The organism is Streptomyces sp. NPDC031111, assembly GCF_055570675.1.
Window position 1 is genome coordinate 121,676 of record NZ_JBVIGS010000010.1, and the last position, 14,313, is coordinate 135,988.

At 72.1% G+C, this 14,313-nt stretch carries 11 protein-coding genes; 7 read left to right on the forward strand and 4 right to left on the reverse strand.

Annotated features, from left to right (window positions below):
* Positions 1-72 precede the first annotated feature (72 nt).
* Genes ACZ470_RS21665 through ACZ470_RS21680 form a run of 4 tightly spaced genes read left to right on the forward strand, consistent with a single transcriptional unit; the run spans position 73 to position 3,791 of the window.
* Positions 73-1,140, forward strand: a complete 1,068-nt coding sequence (locus ACZ470_RS21665; protein ID WP_468429432.1) for a glucose-1-phosphate thymidylyltransferase — start codon at positions 73-75, stop codon at positions 1,138-1,140.
* Positions 1,137-2,117 (forward strand): dTDP-glucose 4,6-dehydratase, encoded by a 981-nt coding sequence (rfbB, locus tag ACZ470_RS21670; protein WP_468429433.1) that lies wholly within the window; start codon positions 1,137-1,139, stop codon positions 2,115-2,117. Before ACZ470_RS21665 ends, rfbB begins: the two co-directional genes overlap by 4 nt.
* Positions 2,114-3,001: a dTDP-4-dehydrorhamnose reductase gene (rfbD, locus tag ACZ470_RS21675; protein WP_468429435.1), complete on the forward strand. Its 888-nt coding sequence runs from the start codon at positions 2,114-2,116 to the stop codon at positions 2,999-3,001. Before rfbB ends, rfbD begins: the two co-directional genes overlap by 4 nt.
* Positions 2,988-3,791, forward strand: a complete 804-nt coding sequence (locus ACZ470_RS21680) for a class I SAM-dependent methyltransferase (protein WP_468429436.1) — start codon at positions 2,988-2,990, stop codon at positions 3,789-3,791. The genes rfbD and ACZ470_RS21680 overlap by 14 nt, the downstream gene beginning before the upstream one ends.
* Positions 3,792-4,078: 287 nt before the next feature.
* Here ACZ470_RS21680 and ACZ470_RS21685 read toward each other — a convergent pair whose 3' ends face one another.
* Complete coding sequence (locus ACZ470_RS21685; RefSeq protein WP_468429438.1) at positions 4,079-6,016, reverse strand: glycosyltransferase family 2 protein; 1,938 nt, start codon at positions 6,014-6,016, stop codon at positions 4,079-4,081.
* 134 nt (positions 6,017-6,150) lie between these two features.
* Between ACZ470_RS21685 and ACZ470_RS21690 the strand changes: the two genes are divergently transcribed.
* On the forward strand, positions 6,151-6,651 hold the full coding sequence (locus ACZ470_RS21690; RefSeq protein WP_468429439.1) for a metallophosphoesterase family protein: 501 nt from the start codon (positions 6,151-6,153) through the stop codon (positions 6,649-6,651).
* A gap of 189 nt (positions 6,652-6,840) precedes the next feature.
* Here the strand turns inward: ACZ470_RS21690 and ACZ470_RS21695 are convergent, their stop codons facing one another.
* Positions 6,841-7,950, reverse strand: a complete 1,110-nt coding sequence (locus tag ACZ470_RS21695) for an XdhC family protein (protein WP_468429440.1) — start codon at positions 7,948-7,950, stop codon at positions 6,841-6,843.
* A 229-nt stretch (positions 7,951-8,179) separates the two neighbouring features.
* On the opposite strand from ACZ470_RS21695, the gene ACZ470_RS21700 reads away from it, so the two are divergent.
* On the forward strand, positions 8,180-9,838 hold the full coding sequence (locus ACZ470_RS21700; RefSeq protein WP_468429441.1) for a multicopper oxidase family protein: 1,659 nt from the start codon (positions 8,180-8,182) through the stop codon (positions 9,836-9,838).
* 165 nt (positions 9,839-10,003) lie between these two features.
* Positions 10,004-11,977, forward strand: a complete 1,974-nt coding sequence (locus ACZ470_RS21705) for a GTP-binding protein (protein ID WP_468429443.1) — start codon at positions 10,004-10,006, stop codon at positions 11,975-11,977.
* Between the two features lie 21 nt (positions 11,978-11,998).
* On the opposite strand, the gene ACZ470_RS21710 is transcribed toward ACZ470_RS21705, so the two are convergent.
* Together ACZ470_RS21710 and ACZ470_RS21715 are read right to left on the reverse strand one after the other, a co-directional pair.
* Positions 11,999-13,258, reverse strand: a complete 1,260-nt coding sequence (locus tag ACZ470_RS21710; RefSeq protein WP_468429445.1) for a YncE family protein — start codon at positions 13,256-13,258, stop codon at positions 11,999-12,001.
* Between the two features lie 101 nt (positions 13,259-13,359).
* The gene (locus ACZ470_RS21715; RefSeq protein WP_468429447.1) at positions 13,360-14,262 is read right to left on the reverse strand and encodes an SDR family oxidoreductase; all 903 of its coding nucleotides are present in this window, start codon (positions 14,260-14,262) and stop codon (positions 13,360-13,362) included.
* Between the last annotated feature and the right edge of the window lie 51 nt (positions 14,263-14,313).

Below are 14,313 nucleotides of genomic sequence, written 5' to 3' on the forward strand. Positions count from 1 at the left end.
CACCGGGTTTTCGTAATGAACGAGTAAAGCAAATGATGTTCCGGCTGCCGGAACCCGACTATGGTGAGTCAGATGAAGGCTCTCGTGCTGTCCGGCGGTGCCGGAACCCGGCTGAGGCCGATCACCCACACCTCGGCCAAACAATTGGTGCCCGTGGCCAACAAGCCCGTGCTCTTCTACGGGTTGGAGTCCCTGGCGGACGCGGGCATCACCGATGTCGGAATGATCGTGGGCGACACGGCCGCGGAAATCGAGGACGCGGTCGGCGACGGATCGAAATTCGGTCTCCAGGTGACCTACATCCCCCAGGAACAACCCCTGGGGCTGGCCCACGCCGTGCTGATCGCCCGCGACTGGCTCGGCGACGACGACTTCGTGATGTATCTCGGCGACAACTTCATCGTCGGCGGCATCAACGGCCTCGTCGAGGAGTTCCAACGGAACCGGCCCGACGCGCAGATCCTGCTCACCCGCGTCGCCGACCCCCGCTCCTTCGGAGTCGCCGAACTCGACGCCACCGGCCAGGTGATCGGCCTCGAGGAGAAGCCGGACGAGCCCAAGAGCGACCTCGCCCTCGTCGGCGTCTACCTCTTCACCCCGGCCGTCCACGAGGCGGTGCGCGCCGTCAAGCCCTCCTGGCGCGGCGAACTCGAGATCACCCACGCCATCCAGCACCTGATCGACTCCCGCGCCGACGTGCGCTGCACCGTCATCCAGGGCTACTGGAAGGACACCGGCAACGTCGTCGACATGCTGGAGGTCAACCGGTCCGTCCTCGAAGGCGTCGAACGCCGCATCGACGGCCGGGTCGACGACCGCTCGGAGACCATCGGCCGGGTCGTCGTGGAGGAGGGCGCGCGGATCGTCAACTCACGCGTCGTCGGCCCCGCCGTCATCGGCGCCGGCACGGTCGTCAGCGACTCCTACGTCGGCCCCTTCACCTCCGTCGCGGAGAACTGCCGGATCACCGACAGCGAGCTCGAGTTCTCCATCGTGCTGCGGGACTCCTCGATCGACGGCGTCGGCCGCATCGAGGCCTCGCTGATCGGCCGGCACGTGGAGGTGACTCCCGCCCCCAGCGTCCCCAGCGCCCACCGACTCGTCCTCGGCGACCACAGCAAGGTGCAGATCCATTCATGAACCTCCTCGTCACCGGCGCCGCCGGCTTCATCGGCTCCCGCTACGTCCGCGGGCTCCTCGCCTCCGACACGCCCGACGCGCCGCGGATCACCGTGCTGGACGCGCTCACCTACGCCGGCACCCTCGACAACCTCGAACTCGGGCACCCCCGGCTGGAGTTCGTCCAGGGCGACATCCGCGAGGCCGACCTCGTCGACACACTGATGGCCCAGGCCGACCAGGTGGTCCACTTCGCCGCCGAGTCCCACGTCGACCGCTCCATCCGCACCGCGTCCGACTTCGTGCTCACCAACGTGGTCGGCACCCAGGTCCTCCTCGACGCCGCCGTCCGCCACGACGTGGGCACCTTCGTGCACGTCTCCACCGACGAGGTCTACGGCTCCCTCGCCGTGGGCTCGGCCACCGAGGAGCACCCGCCGGCGCCCAGCTCCCCGTACTCCGCCTCCAAGGCCTCCTCCGACCTGCTCGCCCTCGCCCACCACCGCACCCACGGCCTGGACGTCCGCGTCACCCGCTGCTCCAACAACTACGGGCCGCACCAGTTCCCCGAGAAGGTCGTCCCCCTCTTCGTCACCAACCTCCTCGACGGCAAGAAGGTCCCGCTGTACGGCGACGGCCTCAACGTCCGCGACTGGCTCTACGTCGACGACCACTGCGCCGGCATCGAACTGGTCCGCACCAAGGGCCGCGCGGGCGAGATCTACAACATCGGCGGCGGCACCGAGCTCACCAACAAGGAACTCACCGGCCTGCTCCTGGAGGCCTGCGACGCCGGCTGGGACATGGTGGAGTACGTCGAGGACCGCAAGGGCCACGACCTGCGCTACTCCGTCGACTGGACCAAGGCCCGCGACGAACTCGGCTACCGCCCGCGCCACGACTTCCGCGAGGGCCTCGCCGAGACCGTCGCCTGGTACCGGGACAACCGCGCCTGGTGGGAACCGCTCAAGCGGCGCATCACCGGGGAGCGGACATGAGATGGCTGGTCACCGGCGCGGGCGGGATGCTCGGCCGGGACGTCGTCGCCGCACTGACCCGGCGCGGTGAGCAGGTCACCGCCCTCGACCGCACCGCCCTCGACATCACCCGCCCCGGCGCCGCCGACCGGGCGCTCGCCGGGCACGGCCCGGACCTGGTGGTCAACTGCGCCGCCTACACGGCCGTCGACGACGCCGAGACCGACGAGGAACGCGCCACCCTGGTCAACGGCGAGGGACCCCGCCTGCTCGCCCGCGCCTGCGCCGCCCACGGCGCCCGCCTGATCCACGTCTCCACCGACTACGTCTTCTCCGGCGACACCCGCACCGCCCCCTACCCCGAGAACCACCCCACCGACCCCCGCACCGCCTACGGCCGCTCCAAGCTCGCCGGTGAACGGGCCGTACGGGAGGAACTGCCCGGCGAGAGCGCGATCGTGCGCACCGCTTGGCTCTACGGGGTGCACGGCGCTAACTTCGTGCGGACGATGATCGGTCTCGAAGCTCGCCGCCCCACCGTCGACGTCGTCGACGACCAGCGGGGGCAGCCCACCTGGAGCGCGGACGTCGCCGAGCACCTGGCCGACCTCGGCCCCCGCCTCGGCGACGGCACGCACGGCGTCTTCCACGCCACCAACTCCGGCGAGGCCACCTGGTACGACCTGGCCCGGGAGGTGTTCCGACTGATCGGCGCCGACCCGGAACGGGTACGGCCGACCACCACGGCGGCCTTCCCGCGGCCCGCGCCGCGCCCCGCGTACAGCGCCCTCGCGCACGACCGCCGGCAGGAGATCGGCCTGCCCGCACCGCGCGACTGGCGTGCCGCCCTGCACGAAGCACTGCCCCGCATCCGCAAGGAGAGTCCCCTTCGTGAAACGCCATGAGTTCCTCCGGGAACTGCACAAGGTCAGCGCCAACCGCAACTACCTGGAGATCGGCGTCAACGACGGCCGCAGCCTGCGCCTGTCACGCGTCCCCAGCATCGCGGTCGACCCCGCCTTCAAGGTGGTCTCGGAGCTGAAGTGCGACGTCCACCTGGTGAAGGCCACCAGTGACGACTTCTTCGCCCGTGACAACCCGCTGGCCCACCTCAAGGGCGGCCGGCACCCCCTGCGCAATCTGCGCCGGGGCCGGAGCCCGATCGGGCACTGGCGCCGCACCACGCTCGACCTGTCCTTCATCGACGGCATGCACCTGTTCGAGTACGCCCTGCGCGACTTCATGAACGTCGAGAAGCACTCCGACTGGTCGAGCGTGATCGTCCTCGACGACATGCTGCCGCGCAGCGTGGACGAGGCCGCCCGGGACCGGCACACCACCGCCTGGACCGGCGACGTCTACAAGATCACCGAGGTGCTGGCGCGCTACCGCCCCGACCTGGTGACCGTTCTCGTCGACACCCAGCCCACCGGCCAGCTCGTCATCTTCGGCGCCGACCCCGCCAACACGGTGCTGCACGACAAGTACGACGAGATCATGACCGAGTACAAGGTGCCCGACCCGCAGAAGGTGCCCGAGGCCATCCTGGAGCGGGCCGGGGCGGTGCCCCCGGAGGCGCTGCTGGAGGCCGGGTTCTGGCGGGCGCTCGCCCCGGCCCGCAACCGCGGCCTGCCGCGACGCGTGGGCTGGGAGCCCCTGCGCCGTGCCCTGGAACAGGTCGGCGTCAGCCACTGAGCCCCCTGCCGCGCGGCCCCTCGGGGCCCGCGCGGCAGCTCTCGCACGAGGACGGCGGGCCCAGGGCGTGTCCGCACAGTCGCGCCTGCCCCGGGACGGTGGCACGCCCTCTCGCCGCACCGGGCGGACACCCGAGTACGACCAGTACGCGGGCGTCCGCCCGGTACTTCCCCAGCCGTCGGTCGGGGGACCCCTGGAGCACGCACCAGACGCCGCGAGGCCCGCCCTCCGGGCGGACGACGCGACTTGCGGACACTCCTATGGGCGCTCCGCCCCGGCCCGCCCCGTCACCGCATTCGGCCGACCAGCGGGGACACCCTCGCACGGGCGGCACGCAGTGCCCGTCGGGCGGTCCGTACCAGTTTCCGCACCGCGCCGGGACGCGGGACGGGCACCACCAGCATCCTGCCGCCGGCGGCGCGCAGCGCGAACGGCAGCGCCGCCGGGCCGGGGCGCGCGGCATCCGGGTCCAGGCTCAGGGCGACCCGCCAGATCCCCCGGGACAGCCCCGCGGGCAGGGTGACCTCCAGCAGGGAACCGGGTCCGTCCGGAGCGCCGCTGAGCGTGCCCGGCGCGTGCAGCGCCCTGCCGGAGGAGCTGAACCGGACCCCCACCCGGGCACTGCCCGAAGCGTGCAGCGGCAGTCGGGCGCTCAGCCGGGTCCCGGAGACGGTGACATGCGGCCGCCGCACACCGTCCAGGCCGATCCGCCTGCCCCTGACGCCCGTCTCCAGCGACAGGTTCCCGTGCGGTTCGGTCCAGTACGGCAGGACCGCGCGGCCGCCGGCCACACCCGCGTACGGCTCGGGACGCGTGGCACGCGGGGCGGGGCCCAGCCGGCACTCCTTGGTCCAGCCGCCGAGCTTGACCCGCACGACGGCGTCCCACACCCCGTCGCCGGGCAGCCCGGCCGGATCGACGGTCGCGGTGGCCCGCAGCACCAGCCGCACCCGCTCGCCGCCCTCGACGGGAACCGTCTCCCGGGTGAACTCCACGGGCTGGAAGTACTGGGCGGAGCTGGACCGTTCACGCAGCAGCAGATCGGCCGTGGCCTGGGGGAACCGGGCCGCGGTCTCCGCGCCGACCCACGCCACCGCCTCCTCGACGTCCTTCGGCGGGTCGGCGAGCGGGGTGCGGGCGGCGTCCGCGGGGAAGGTCATCGGCTCGCGCGCGGAGGTGTACTCGGCGGTGAATCCGAGGTGCAGCGTGCCGTTCCGCCACTCCACGCCCGTGGGTGTCGCCGTCGGGGCGACACCGGCCTCCCACTCCGCGAACGCCACCACGTCGTCGTACCGGTCGGCCTCGGTGAGGGCGGCGACGACCTGCTGCGTCGGCTGCAACCCGGCCGCGACCCCCGGGCCGAACCGTTCGACGACGACCTCGTGGATCTCCGCGAACAGCTCCCTGCGGTAGTCGTCCGGCAGCCCCAGCAGCCGCCGGGCCCGCAGCCGCTCCACCATCTCCACCCGCAGCCAGCGGCGGAACAGCCGGTCCCGCACCGGCCCCGGCTCGGTGTACCGCTCGACGACGTCGAGCGCCTCCCGAAGGTTCTTGAAGTACCCCACCGGGTCGAAGCGCTGGAAGCCGGCGTTGGAGGCGTCGTCGCGCCGGATGTGGTAGTAGCAGACGTAATCACTGAGCACGGACACGTTGTCCGCGCGCAGGAACGCCTCGGTGACGAAGACGTGGTCCTCCAGCCGTCGCCGTCCCTCGGGGAACCGCAGCCCGATACGGTCGAGGAACTCCCGGCGGAACATCTTGTGCGGGGTGAGGCTGTCGATCAGTGGCGCGTTCGCGACCGTCGCCCGCGGATGGTTGCGGCGGAACAGCTCCACCGGCACCCCGCGGTTCTTGCCGGCCATCTTCCCCACGACGACATCGGCGCCGTTGGCCACGCCGTAGTCGTACATCCGCTCCAGGGCCTCGTCGCCGAGGTAGTCGTCGTTGTCGACGAACATCACGAACTCGCCCCGCGCGGCGTCGATCCCCACGTTGCGGGGCTTGCCCGACCAGCCGGAGTTCTCCTGGTGGATCACCCGCATCCGTGAGTCCTCGGCGGCGAGCCGGTCGAGCCGGGCCGGTGTCCCGTCCGTGGAGCCGTCGTCGACGAAGATCGCCTCGTACTCGTCGGGAGGCAGCGACTGCCGTTGCAGCGAGGAAATGCAGTCCTCGATGTAGACGCCCGGGTTGTACACGGGAACGATGACGCTGACCTTGACCGGCATCTGGATTTTCGGGCCCTTCGGATCTCTCGCCGTCGAACGTGCGGGCTTGGTTTGCGTGGCCCGATCGTAACGCCCGCGCGGTCGGTTGAGGCGTGGCGCGCCGTCCGCGGCGCGACCCCGCCTACTCTTCGCTGGTGCGACTTCTCCTGATGTCCGACACCCACCTGCCCAGGCGGGCGAAGCGGCTGCCCGCGCCACTGCTGGACGAACTCCCGCGCGCCGACGTGGTGTTGCACGCGGGGGACTGGGTCGACACCGCCACCCTCGATCTGCTGGAGAGCCGCAGCCGCAGACTCGTCGGCGTGTACGGCAACAACGACGGGCCCGAACTGCGCGCCCGGCTGCCGGAGGTCGCGTACGCGGACCTCGGCGGGCTGCGCTTCGGTGTGGTCCACGAGACGGGCCCGGCGCGGGGCCGGGAGGCCCGGTGCGCCGCCCGCTTCCCCGAGCTGGACGTGCTGGTGTTCGGGCACAGCCACATCCCGTGGGACACCACCGCTCCCACGGGACTTCGTCTGCTCAACCCGGGATCGCCGACGGACCGCCGCCGGCAGCCCCACTGCACCTATATGACAGCCACGGTGGCCGGGGGCCGGCTCACGGAGGTGGAACTCCACCGGCTGCCCCGGCGCTGACGGTCCGGGCCGCTTCGTATCGGTGGAAGCGGCCCGGGCGCTGCGAGTAGTTGCTCTCTCTCACGGACCTCCTTCCCACGATCGGAGGTGATAACGGGCGACTACCCCTCCTCCGCCGGACTCACACACCCGGTTTCACGGGTTCGCCCCACCCGGTCACCGTCGTGTCGTCGGTGGGAATCACGGGAGTCAGGAGGCTGGAGGGGCGGGATGGACCGCGCCCTGCGTCACGGAGAGCGGCGCGCCCGTGCCGCCCCAGCGCAGTGCGACGATCTCGGCGGCCACGGACACGGCCACCTCCTCCGGCGTACGGGCGCCGAGGTCCAGCCCGACCGGGGAGCGCAGCCGGGACAGTTCGCCCTCGGTGAGTCCGGCCTCGGCCAGGCGCTCCGTGCGGTCGGCGTGGGTGCGGCGGCTGCCCATCGCGCCGATGTAGGCGGCCGGCCGGCGCAGCGCCTCCTCCAGCAGCGGCACATCGAACTTCGGGTCGTGGGTGAGCACACAGATCACGGTGCGGTCGTCGGTCGCGGTGTCGCGCAGATACCGGTGCGGCCACTCGACGACCACCTCGACGCCCTCCGGGAAGCGCCGCGGCGTGGCGAAGACCGGGCGGGCGTCGCAGACGGTGACCCGGTAGCCGAGGAAGGCCCCGATGCGGGCCACGGCCGCCGCGTAGTCGATCGCGCCGAAGACCAGCATGCGCGGTGGTGGCGCGAAGGAGTGCAGGAAGACACCCACCGCGTCCTCACGGCGCTCGCCCCGTGGCCCGTAGTGCCGCAGTCCGGTGGCGCCGAGGGCCAGTTCGCCGCGCGCGTCGGCGGTGACGGCCGCGTCCAGCCCGGTCGTCCCCAGGCCACCCGCGACCCGGTCCGGCCAGACGGCGAGGGCGGCACCGCGCGGCGCGGGTCCGCCGGTCACCGTCGCCACGGTCACCGGCTCGCCCGCGGCGACCGACTCCGCGACGGCACCGAACGCCGGGTCCAGCTCGGGCGTGACCGGACGCACCAGCAGGGTGATCTCGCCGCCGCAGGTCAGACCCACCGCGAAGGCGTCCTCGTCGCTGTAGCCGAAGGTCTCGAGCCGGGCCTCGCCGTCGGCGACGACCTCCCGCGCCAGCTCGAACACCGCGCCCTCCACACAGCCCCCGGAGACGCTGCCCACCACCTCGTCGTCCGGGCCGACCGCCATCGCCGCGCCCGGACCGCGCGGCGCGCTGCGGCTCACCCCGACGACCGTGGCCAGGCCGAACGGTACGCGGGAGGCGTACCAGCGGCCGAGCACAGGGAGAATGTCACGCACGATCCGCTCCTTCCCCGGGCTACCACGCTCCCACCCGTCCGCCGGCGCCACCACCGCACCCCGCGCCGGGCCGCGCCGCCGTGGTGTCGGTGCTGGTCGCAGTGTCCGTGTCGGGGCAATATGTGGCGAGTTGTCCGGTACATCGTTGCCGCGCATCCCTCGGCGCGCTCCGCGCCGCAGACCGATCCCCACCACGCACGCGCGAGCCTGTCGCGCCGGGAGTGCACCCATGTCTGACCAGCCGGCCCCCAGCGGGCTGACCACCGCCCGCACCGAGTCCGACCGCACCGTCCGCCGGAACGCCTCGCCGGGCACGGAGTTGACGCGGCGCCGGGTCCTCGGGCTCGGCACCGCCCTCGGGCTGGTCGCGGCGGGCGGTACCGGCGGCACCGCGACGGCGGCCACCGGCAGGCAACTGCGCAGCGCCGTACCGCTGCCCGAGCCGTACACCGTGCCGCTGCCGCTGCCGCCCGTCCTGGCCCCGGCCGTCACCTCCGCGGGTGCCGACCGGTACGAGATCACCCAGCGCCAGGTGACCGCGGAGATCCTCCCGGGCGTGCCGACGACGCTGTGGACCTACAACGGCACCTACCCCGGCCCCACCATCGAGTCCCGTCGCGGCCGGCCGGTCACCGTGAGGCACCGCAACGAACTCCCCGTGCCCACCGCGGTGCACCTGCACGGCGGTCGCACACCGGCCGAGTCCGACGGCTACCCCACCGACCTCGTCCTCCCGGACGGCTGGCCCGACCCCGCGTCCCACCGGCGGCGGCACCCCCACGGCGCTCACATGGCCCACGACCCGCACGCGGTGACGACCCGGGTGACCCGCGAGTACACGTACCCGCTCGACCAGCGGGCCGCGCTGCTCTGGTACCACGACCACCGGATGGACTTCACCGCCCCGGCGATCTGGCGTGGCCTGACCGGCATGCACATCGTCCGTGACGCGGTCGAGGACGCCCTGGACCTGCCCCGCGGCGAGCGGGAACTGGCGCTGACGATCGCCGACCGGGCGTTCGCCGCCGACGGGTCCCTGGCCTACCCGGCCCTCGACCCGGAGCTGCGCGACCGGCCCGGGGTGAGGGAGCCCTACGCGGCCGGTGTCCTGGGCGACGTGATCGTGGTCAACGGGGCGCCGTGGCCCGTCCACGAGGTCGACGCCGTACGCCACCGGCTGCGGTTGCTCAACGCGTCCAACGCACGCCACTACCGGCTCGAGGCCGTCACGGACGACGGACGCCGCCTCGACCTGGTGCAGATCGGCGCCGACCAGGGACTGCTCGCCGCCCCCGTCACCCACACCAGCCTGCCCCTCGCACCGGCGGAGCGGTACGACGTGGTCGTCGACTTCACCGGACTGCTGCCCGGTACCCGGGTGCGGCTGCGCAACCGGCTCGGCAGCGCACGCACCCGAGAGGTCATGGCGTTCCACGTCGCGCGCACGGCGCGCGACCACAGCCGGATCCCCGGGACGCTCGCCGACGACCTGCCCACCTGGCGGCGTTCACAGGCGGCCACCGTCCGCGAGTTCACCTTCCGCGCGGGGCACTTGGAACAGGGACAGGGCTGGTTCATCAACGGGCGGCCCTTCGACCCGTCCCGCACCGACGTCCGCACCCGGCGCGGCGCAGTGGAGGTGTGGCGCCTCACCGCCGACGTCCACCATCCGGTCCACCTCCACCAGACGGGGTTCCGGGTGCTCTCCCGCGACGGGCGCCCGCCGCTGCCGCACGACGCCGGCCTGAAGGACACCGTGTCGCTGCGACCCGGGGAAACGGCGGAGATCCTCACCCGCTTCGACGGCTACCGCGGCCGCTACCTCTTCCACTGCCACAACGCCGAGCACGAGGACATGGGCATGATGGCCAACCTCGAAGTGGTCTGAGCCCCGCCCGCACCCACCGTGCCGGCTTAATGCGTTGCGGGCGTCCCCGCCGGTCTGTTGCACTGCCGGGGACGACACAGCCGAGGTACCAAGGAGCAGCAATGCGCGCACCGTTCATGTCCCCCCAGGAAGGATCGGCTCGCTCTCCGAAGGACATGACGCTTCGTGCACCTGCTCAATCTTGGAATCCTCGCCCATGTCGACGCCGGTAAGACCAGCCTGACCGAGCGGCTGCTGCACTCGGCCGGAGTGATCGACGAGATCGGCAGCGTCGACGACGGCAGCACCCGCACCGACACCCTCGCGCTGGAGCGGCGGCGGGGCATCACCATCAAGTCCGCCGTCGTCTCGTTCCCGCTCGACGACGTCACGGTCAACCTCCTGGACACGCCCGGTCACCCCGATTTCATCGCCGAGGTGGAGCGCGTGCTCGGCGTGCTCGACGGGGCCGTGCTGGTCGTGTCCGCCGTCGAGGGCGTACAGGCGCAGACGCGGGTGCTGATGCGGACCCTGCGGCGGCTGTCCATCCCGACCCTGCTCTTCGTCAACAAGATCGACCGGCGCGGGGCACGGGAGACGGAGCTGCTCCGCTCGGTCTCGGCGCGCCTCACTCCGGCCATCGTGCCCATGGGCACCACCGGCGCGCTCGGCACACCCGAGGCCCACTTCGTGCCGGGCGGCTCCGCGGCCGCCCTCGACGTCCTCACCGACCACGACGACGACCTGCTCGCGGCCTACGTGGACGGCACCCTCACGGACGGGCACCTGCGCGCCGCCCTGGTCGAGCAGACCCGGCGGGCCCTCGTCCACCCCGTCTTCTTCGGCTCCGCCATCACCGGTGCCGGCGTCGACGCGCTGCTGGCAGGCGTCAAGGAACTGCTCCCCCCGGCCGACGGCGACCCCGACGGCCCACCGTCCGGCACGGTGTTCAAGGTCGAGCGGGGGCCGGCGGGGGAGAAGGTCGCCTACGCGCGCATGTTCTCCGGCACGCTGCGCACCCGCGACCGGGTCCCGTTCGGCGGCACCCGTGGGGCGGAGGGCAGGATCACCGGGATCAGCGTCTTCGCCGACGGTACGGACACGCGTACGGACGCGGTGCGGGCGGGCGGTATCGCCCGGCTCCGGGGACTGGCGGACATCCGCGTCGGCGACGCGATCGGCGAACCCCGCGAGGAGCACGGGCGCTTCTTCGCGCCGCCCACCCTGGAGACCGTCGTCGTGCCCGCACCGGACGCCGACCCGGGGGCGCTGCACCTCGCGCTCACCCAGCTCGCCGAACAGGACCCGCTGATCGCCGTGCGCCACGACGAGCGGCGGCGCGAGACCTCCGTGTCGCTCTACGGCGAGGTCCAGAAGGAGGTCGTCCAGGCCACCCTCGCCGAGGAGTACGGGCTCGACGTGACCTTCCGCGGGACGACGCCGCTGTGCGTCGAGCGGCCGACCGGCACCGGGGCGGCCGTGGAGTTCGTCAAGAAGGACGCCAACCCGTTCCTCGCTACGGTCGGCCTGCGGGTCGACCCCGCGCCGCCGGGCTCGGGCGTGGACTTCGGACTGGAGGTGGAGCTGGGCGCGATGCCGTACGCCTTCTTCAAGGCGGTCGAGGACACCGTGCGCGAGACGCTCGAACAGGGGCTGCACGGCTGGCGGGTCACCGACTGCACGGTCACCATGACCCACTCCGGTTACTGTCCCCGGCAGAGCCACGCCCACCAGGGCTTCGACAAGAGCATGTCGAGCACGGGGGCCGACTTCCGGGGCCTCACCCCGCTCGTGCTGATCGAGGCCCTGCGGCGGGCGGGCACCGTGGTGTGCCGGCCGATGCACCGCTTCCGTCTCGAGGCCCCGGCGGACACCCTCGGCGCCCTGCTGCCGGTGCTGTCCGGGCTGGGCGCCGTACCGCGGACCACGCGGACCCGGGGTGAACTCTGCGTCCTGGAGGGCACGGTGCCCGCGGCGCGGGTGCACGAGCTGGAGCAGCGGCTGCCGGGGCTGACCCGGGGCGAGGGCGAGCTGGAGAGCGCCTTCGGGCACTACGCGCCCGTCACGCACGGCACGGTGCCCCGGCGCCCGCGCACGGACCACAACCCGCTGAACCGGAGGGAGTACCTGCTCAACGTGGTGCGCCGGGCGGGCGGTTGAGAGCCGCCCGGCCCGCCCCGGTCAGTTCCCGGAGGTGCCCGGCCAGCCGGCCTCCACATGACCGAGGCGCACCCGTTGCGGATGGTCCCCGACGGGTACCGACACGGTCTTCTCACCGGTCGCGAAGTCGATGGCGGTGACCCGGTCGGCGCCGCTCTCGGAGACCACGCAGGACTTCCCGTCACCGCTGACCGTCGCCCAGTACGGCTTGGACGCGGCGACGAGCGGACCCTGCTCCAGGGTCGCCCGGTCGACGACGGTCGCGTAGTCGTCCATGGTGCCGGCCACGCACAGCTTGGTGCCGTCGGGCTTCATGGTGATGCCGTGATGGCGGGAGTCGTTGACCCAGGTGGTGCGGTCGTCGCTGGTGGCCGGGTTCTTCGGCAGGGTCTTGGTGCGGGTGATCCGGTCGGTGGCGACGTCGTACTCGAAGAAGCCGTTGAAGAACGACACCTGGAAGTACAGCTTCGACTCGTCCGGTGAGAAGGCGGCCGGGCGCACCGCGTCCGAGTGGTTCCTCAGGCCGGCGGCGTCGAGCCGTTCCCGCATGTCGATCACCTCGACCTGCTCGAAGGTGGTCGCGTCGACGACCGTGACACGGCGGTCGCCCTTGGTCCAGTCCAGCCAGGTCGCGTCGAGCGCGGTGTTCACCTCGCCGATGGACATGTTCCAGATGTACTTGCCGTCCCGGCTGAAGACGTTCTCGTGCGGCTTGTCGCCGGTCTTGAAGGAGCCGAGTTCCTCACCGGTCCCGATGTCCAGGACGTGCACCGTGTTGGAGGTCGAGGCCGATACGGCGACGCGCCTGCCGTCGGGGGAGACGGCCATGTGGTCGGAGCGGTAACCCGACACGGGGAAGCGCCAGTTGACCCGTCCGGTGGCGAGGTCGAGGGAGACGACGTCGGCGAAGCTGGGCCGGGAGACCACCACCGAGGTGCCGTCCGGGGTGGAGTACATGTCGTCGACGAACTGGTCGTGCCCCTCGCCGACGCTGTTGCGGATGGCCATGAAGTAGATCCAGTGGATCGGGTCGGCGTTGATCTCGGCCATCCGCTCGGCCTTGTCGGGGACGACGTCGATCCGGCCGAGCCGCTCGAAGTCACCGGAGGACTCGATGACATCGGCGGTGCCGTCCCAGTTGTTGCCGACGAACAGCACCTCGCGCAGGGGCGCGGAGGAGCCTGCGGACGGTTCGGCGGCGGTGGCGGCGGTGGGTGCCGTGACGGTGAGGACGAGCGCTGCGGCGATGGCGTACAGGTGCCTGGTTCTGCGGACCGGCATGACGGCTCTCTCCAGAATCCGGAAGCGCGTGCTCTGAGATTCAACTTACTGAAAAGTAAGGAAGGGAGCCGTCGGCCACAAGAGCGCGTACACGACAAATATCAGGTGCCCTCGGCCGTTCGGGTGGTGAGGAGGTCGGGGAAGCCGATGCGGGCGTAGAACTCGGTGCGGACCCGGTCGGCCAGATCGCTGACCGTCTCGGAGCCGTCGTCGACGGGGTCGATCGTGACGCGGAAGGGCCGGCTGCCCTTCGGCGTGTCGACGACCGCGACGATCGTGCGGGCGACCTCGGCCACGTCCGCGTCCGGCGGCGCCAGGGCGGCGAGCCGCTTGCCGATGTCGTCCATCAGACCGGAGTACAGGCCCTCGTACTCCTCGGCCGTGGCCGTGTCCCGTGGATGCATCGCGTGGGCGAAGTGGTTCGTGCCGGAGGTGAAGGAGCCGGGGACGACGAGCGCGGTGTCGATGCCGAAACGGGACAGCTCGACGGCGTAGCTCTTCGCCAGGTGGTCCATCGCCGCCTTGGCGCCGAAGTACGGGGCGAGATACGGGGGAGTGCCCCCGTAGGTGCTGGAGGAGCCCACCCACACCAGCAGTCCGTCCCGGCGGGCCCGCATCTGCGGGAGCACGGCCCGGTTGACCCGCTGGGTGGACAGCACATTGGTGTCGTAGATCTCGGCCAGCTGCTCGGGCGTGAAGGCCTCGGCCGGACCGAGCACCATGTGGCCGGCGTTGTGGACGACGACATCGATCCGTCCGGCCTCGGCGGTCACGGTCCGCACCGCCGCGTCGACGGACTCCTGGCTGGAGACGTCGAGTTCGACGGTGCGCAGGTCGACCGCGTGCGTGGCGGCGTGCGCACGGGCCTCGGCGACCGCCGGGGCGTTCCGCCCGGTGGTCTGCCGGATACCGGCGTAGACGGTGTGCCCGGCGTCCGCGAGGGCACGGGCGGTCAGCGCGCCGAAACCACTGGAGGCGCCGGTGACCAGAACGACGTGGGACATCTCGCACTCCTGACGAGTGGCGGGGAACGGGGGAGGGGTGGGAACGGGTCG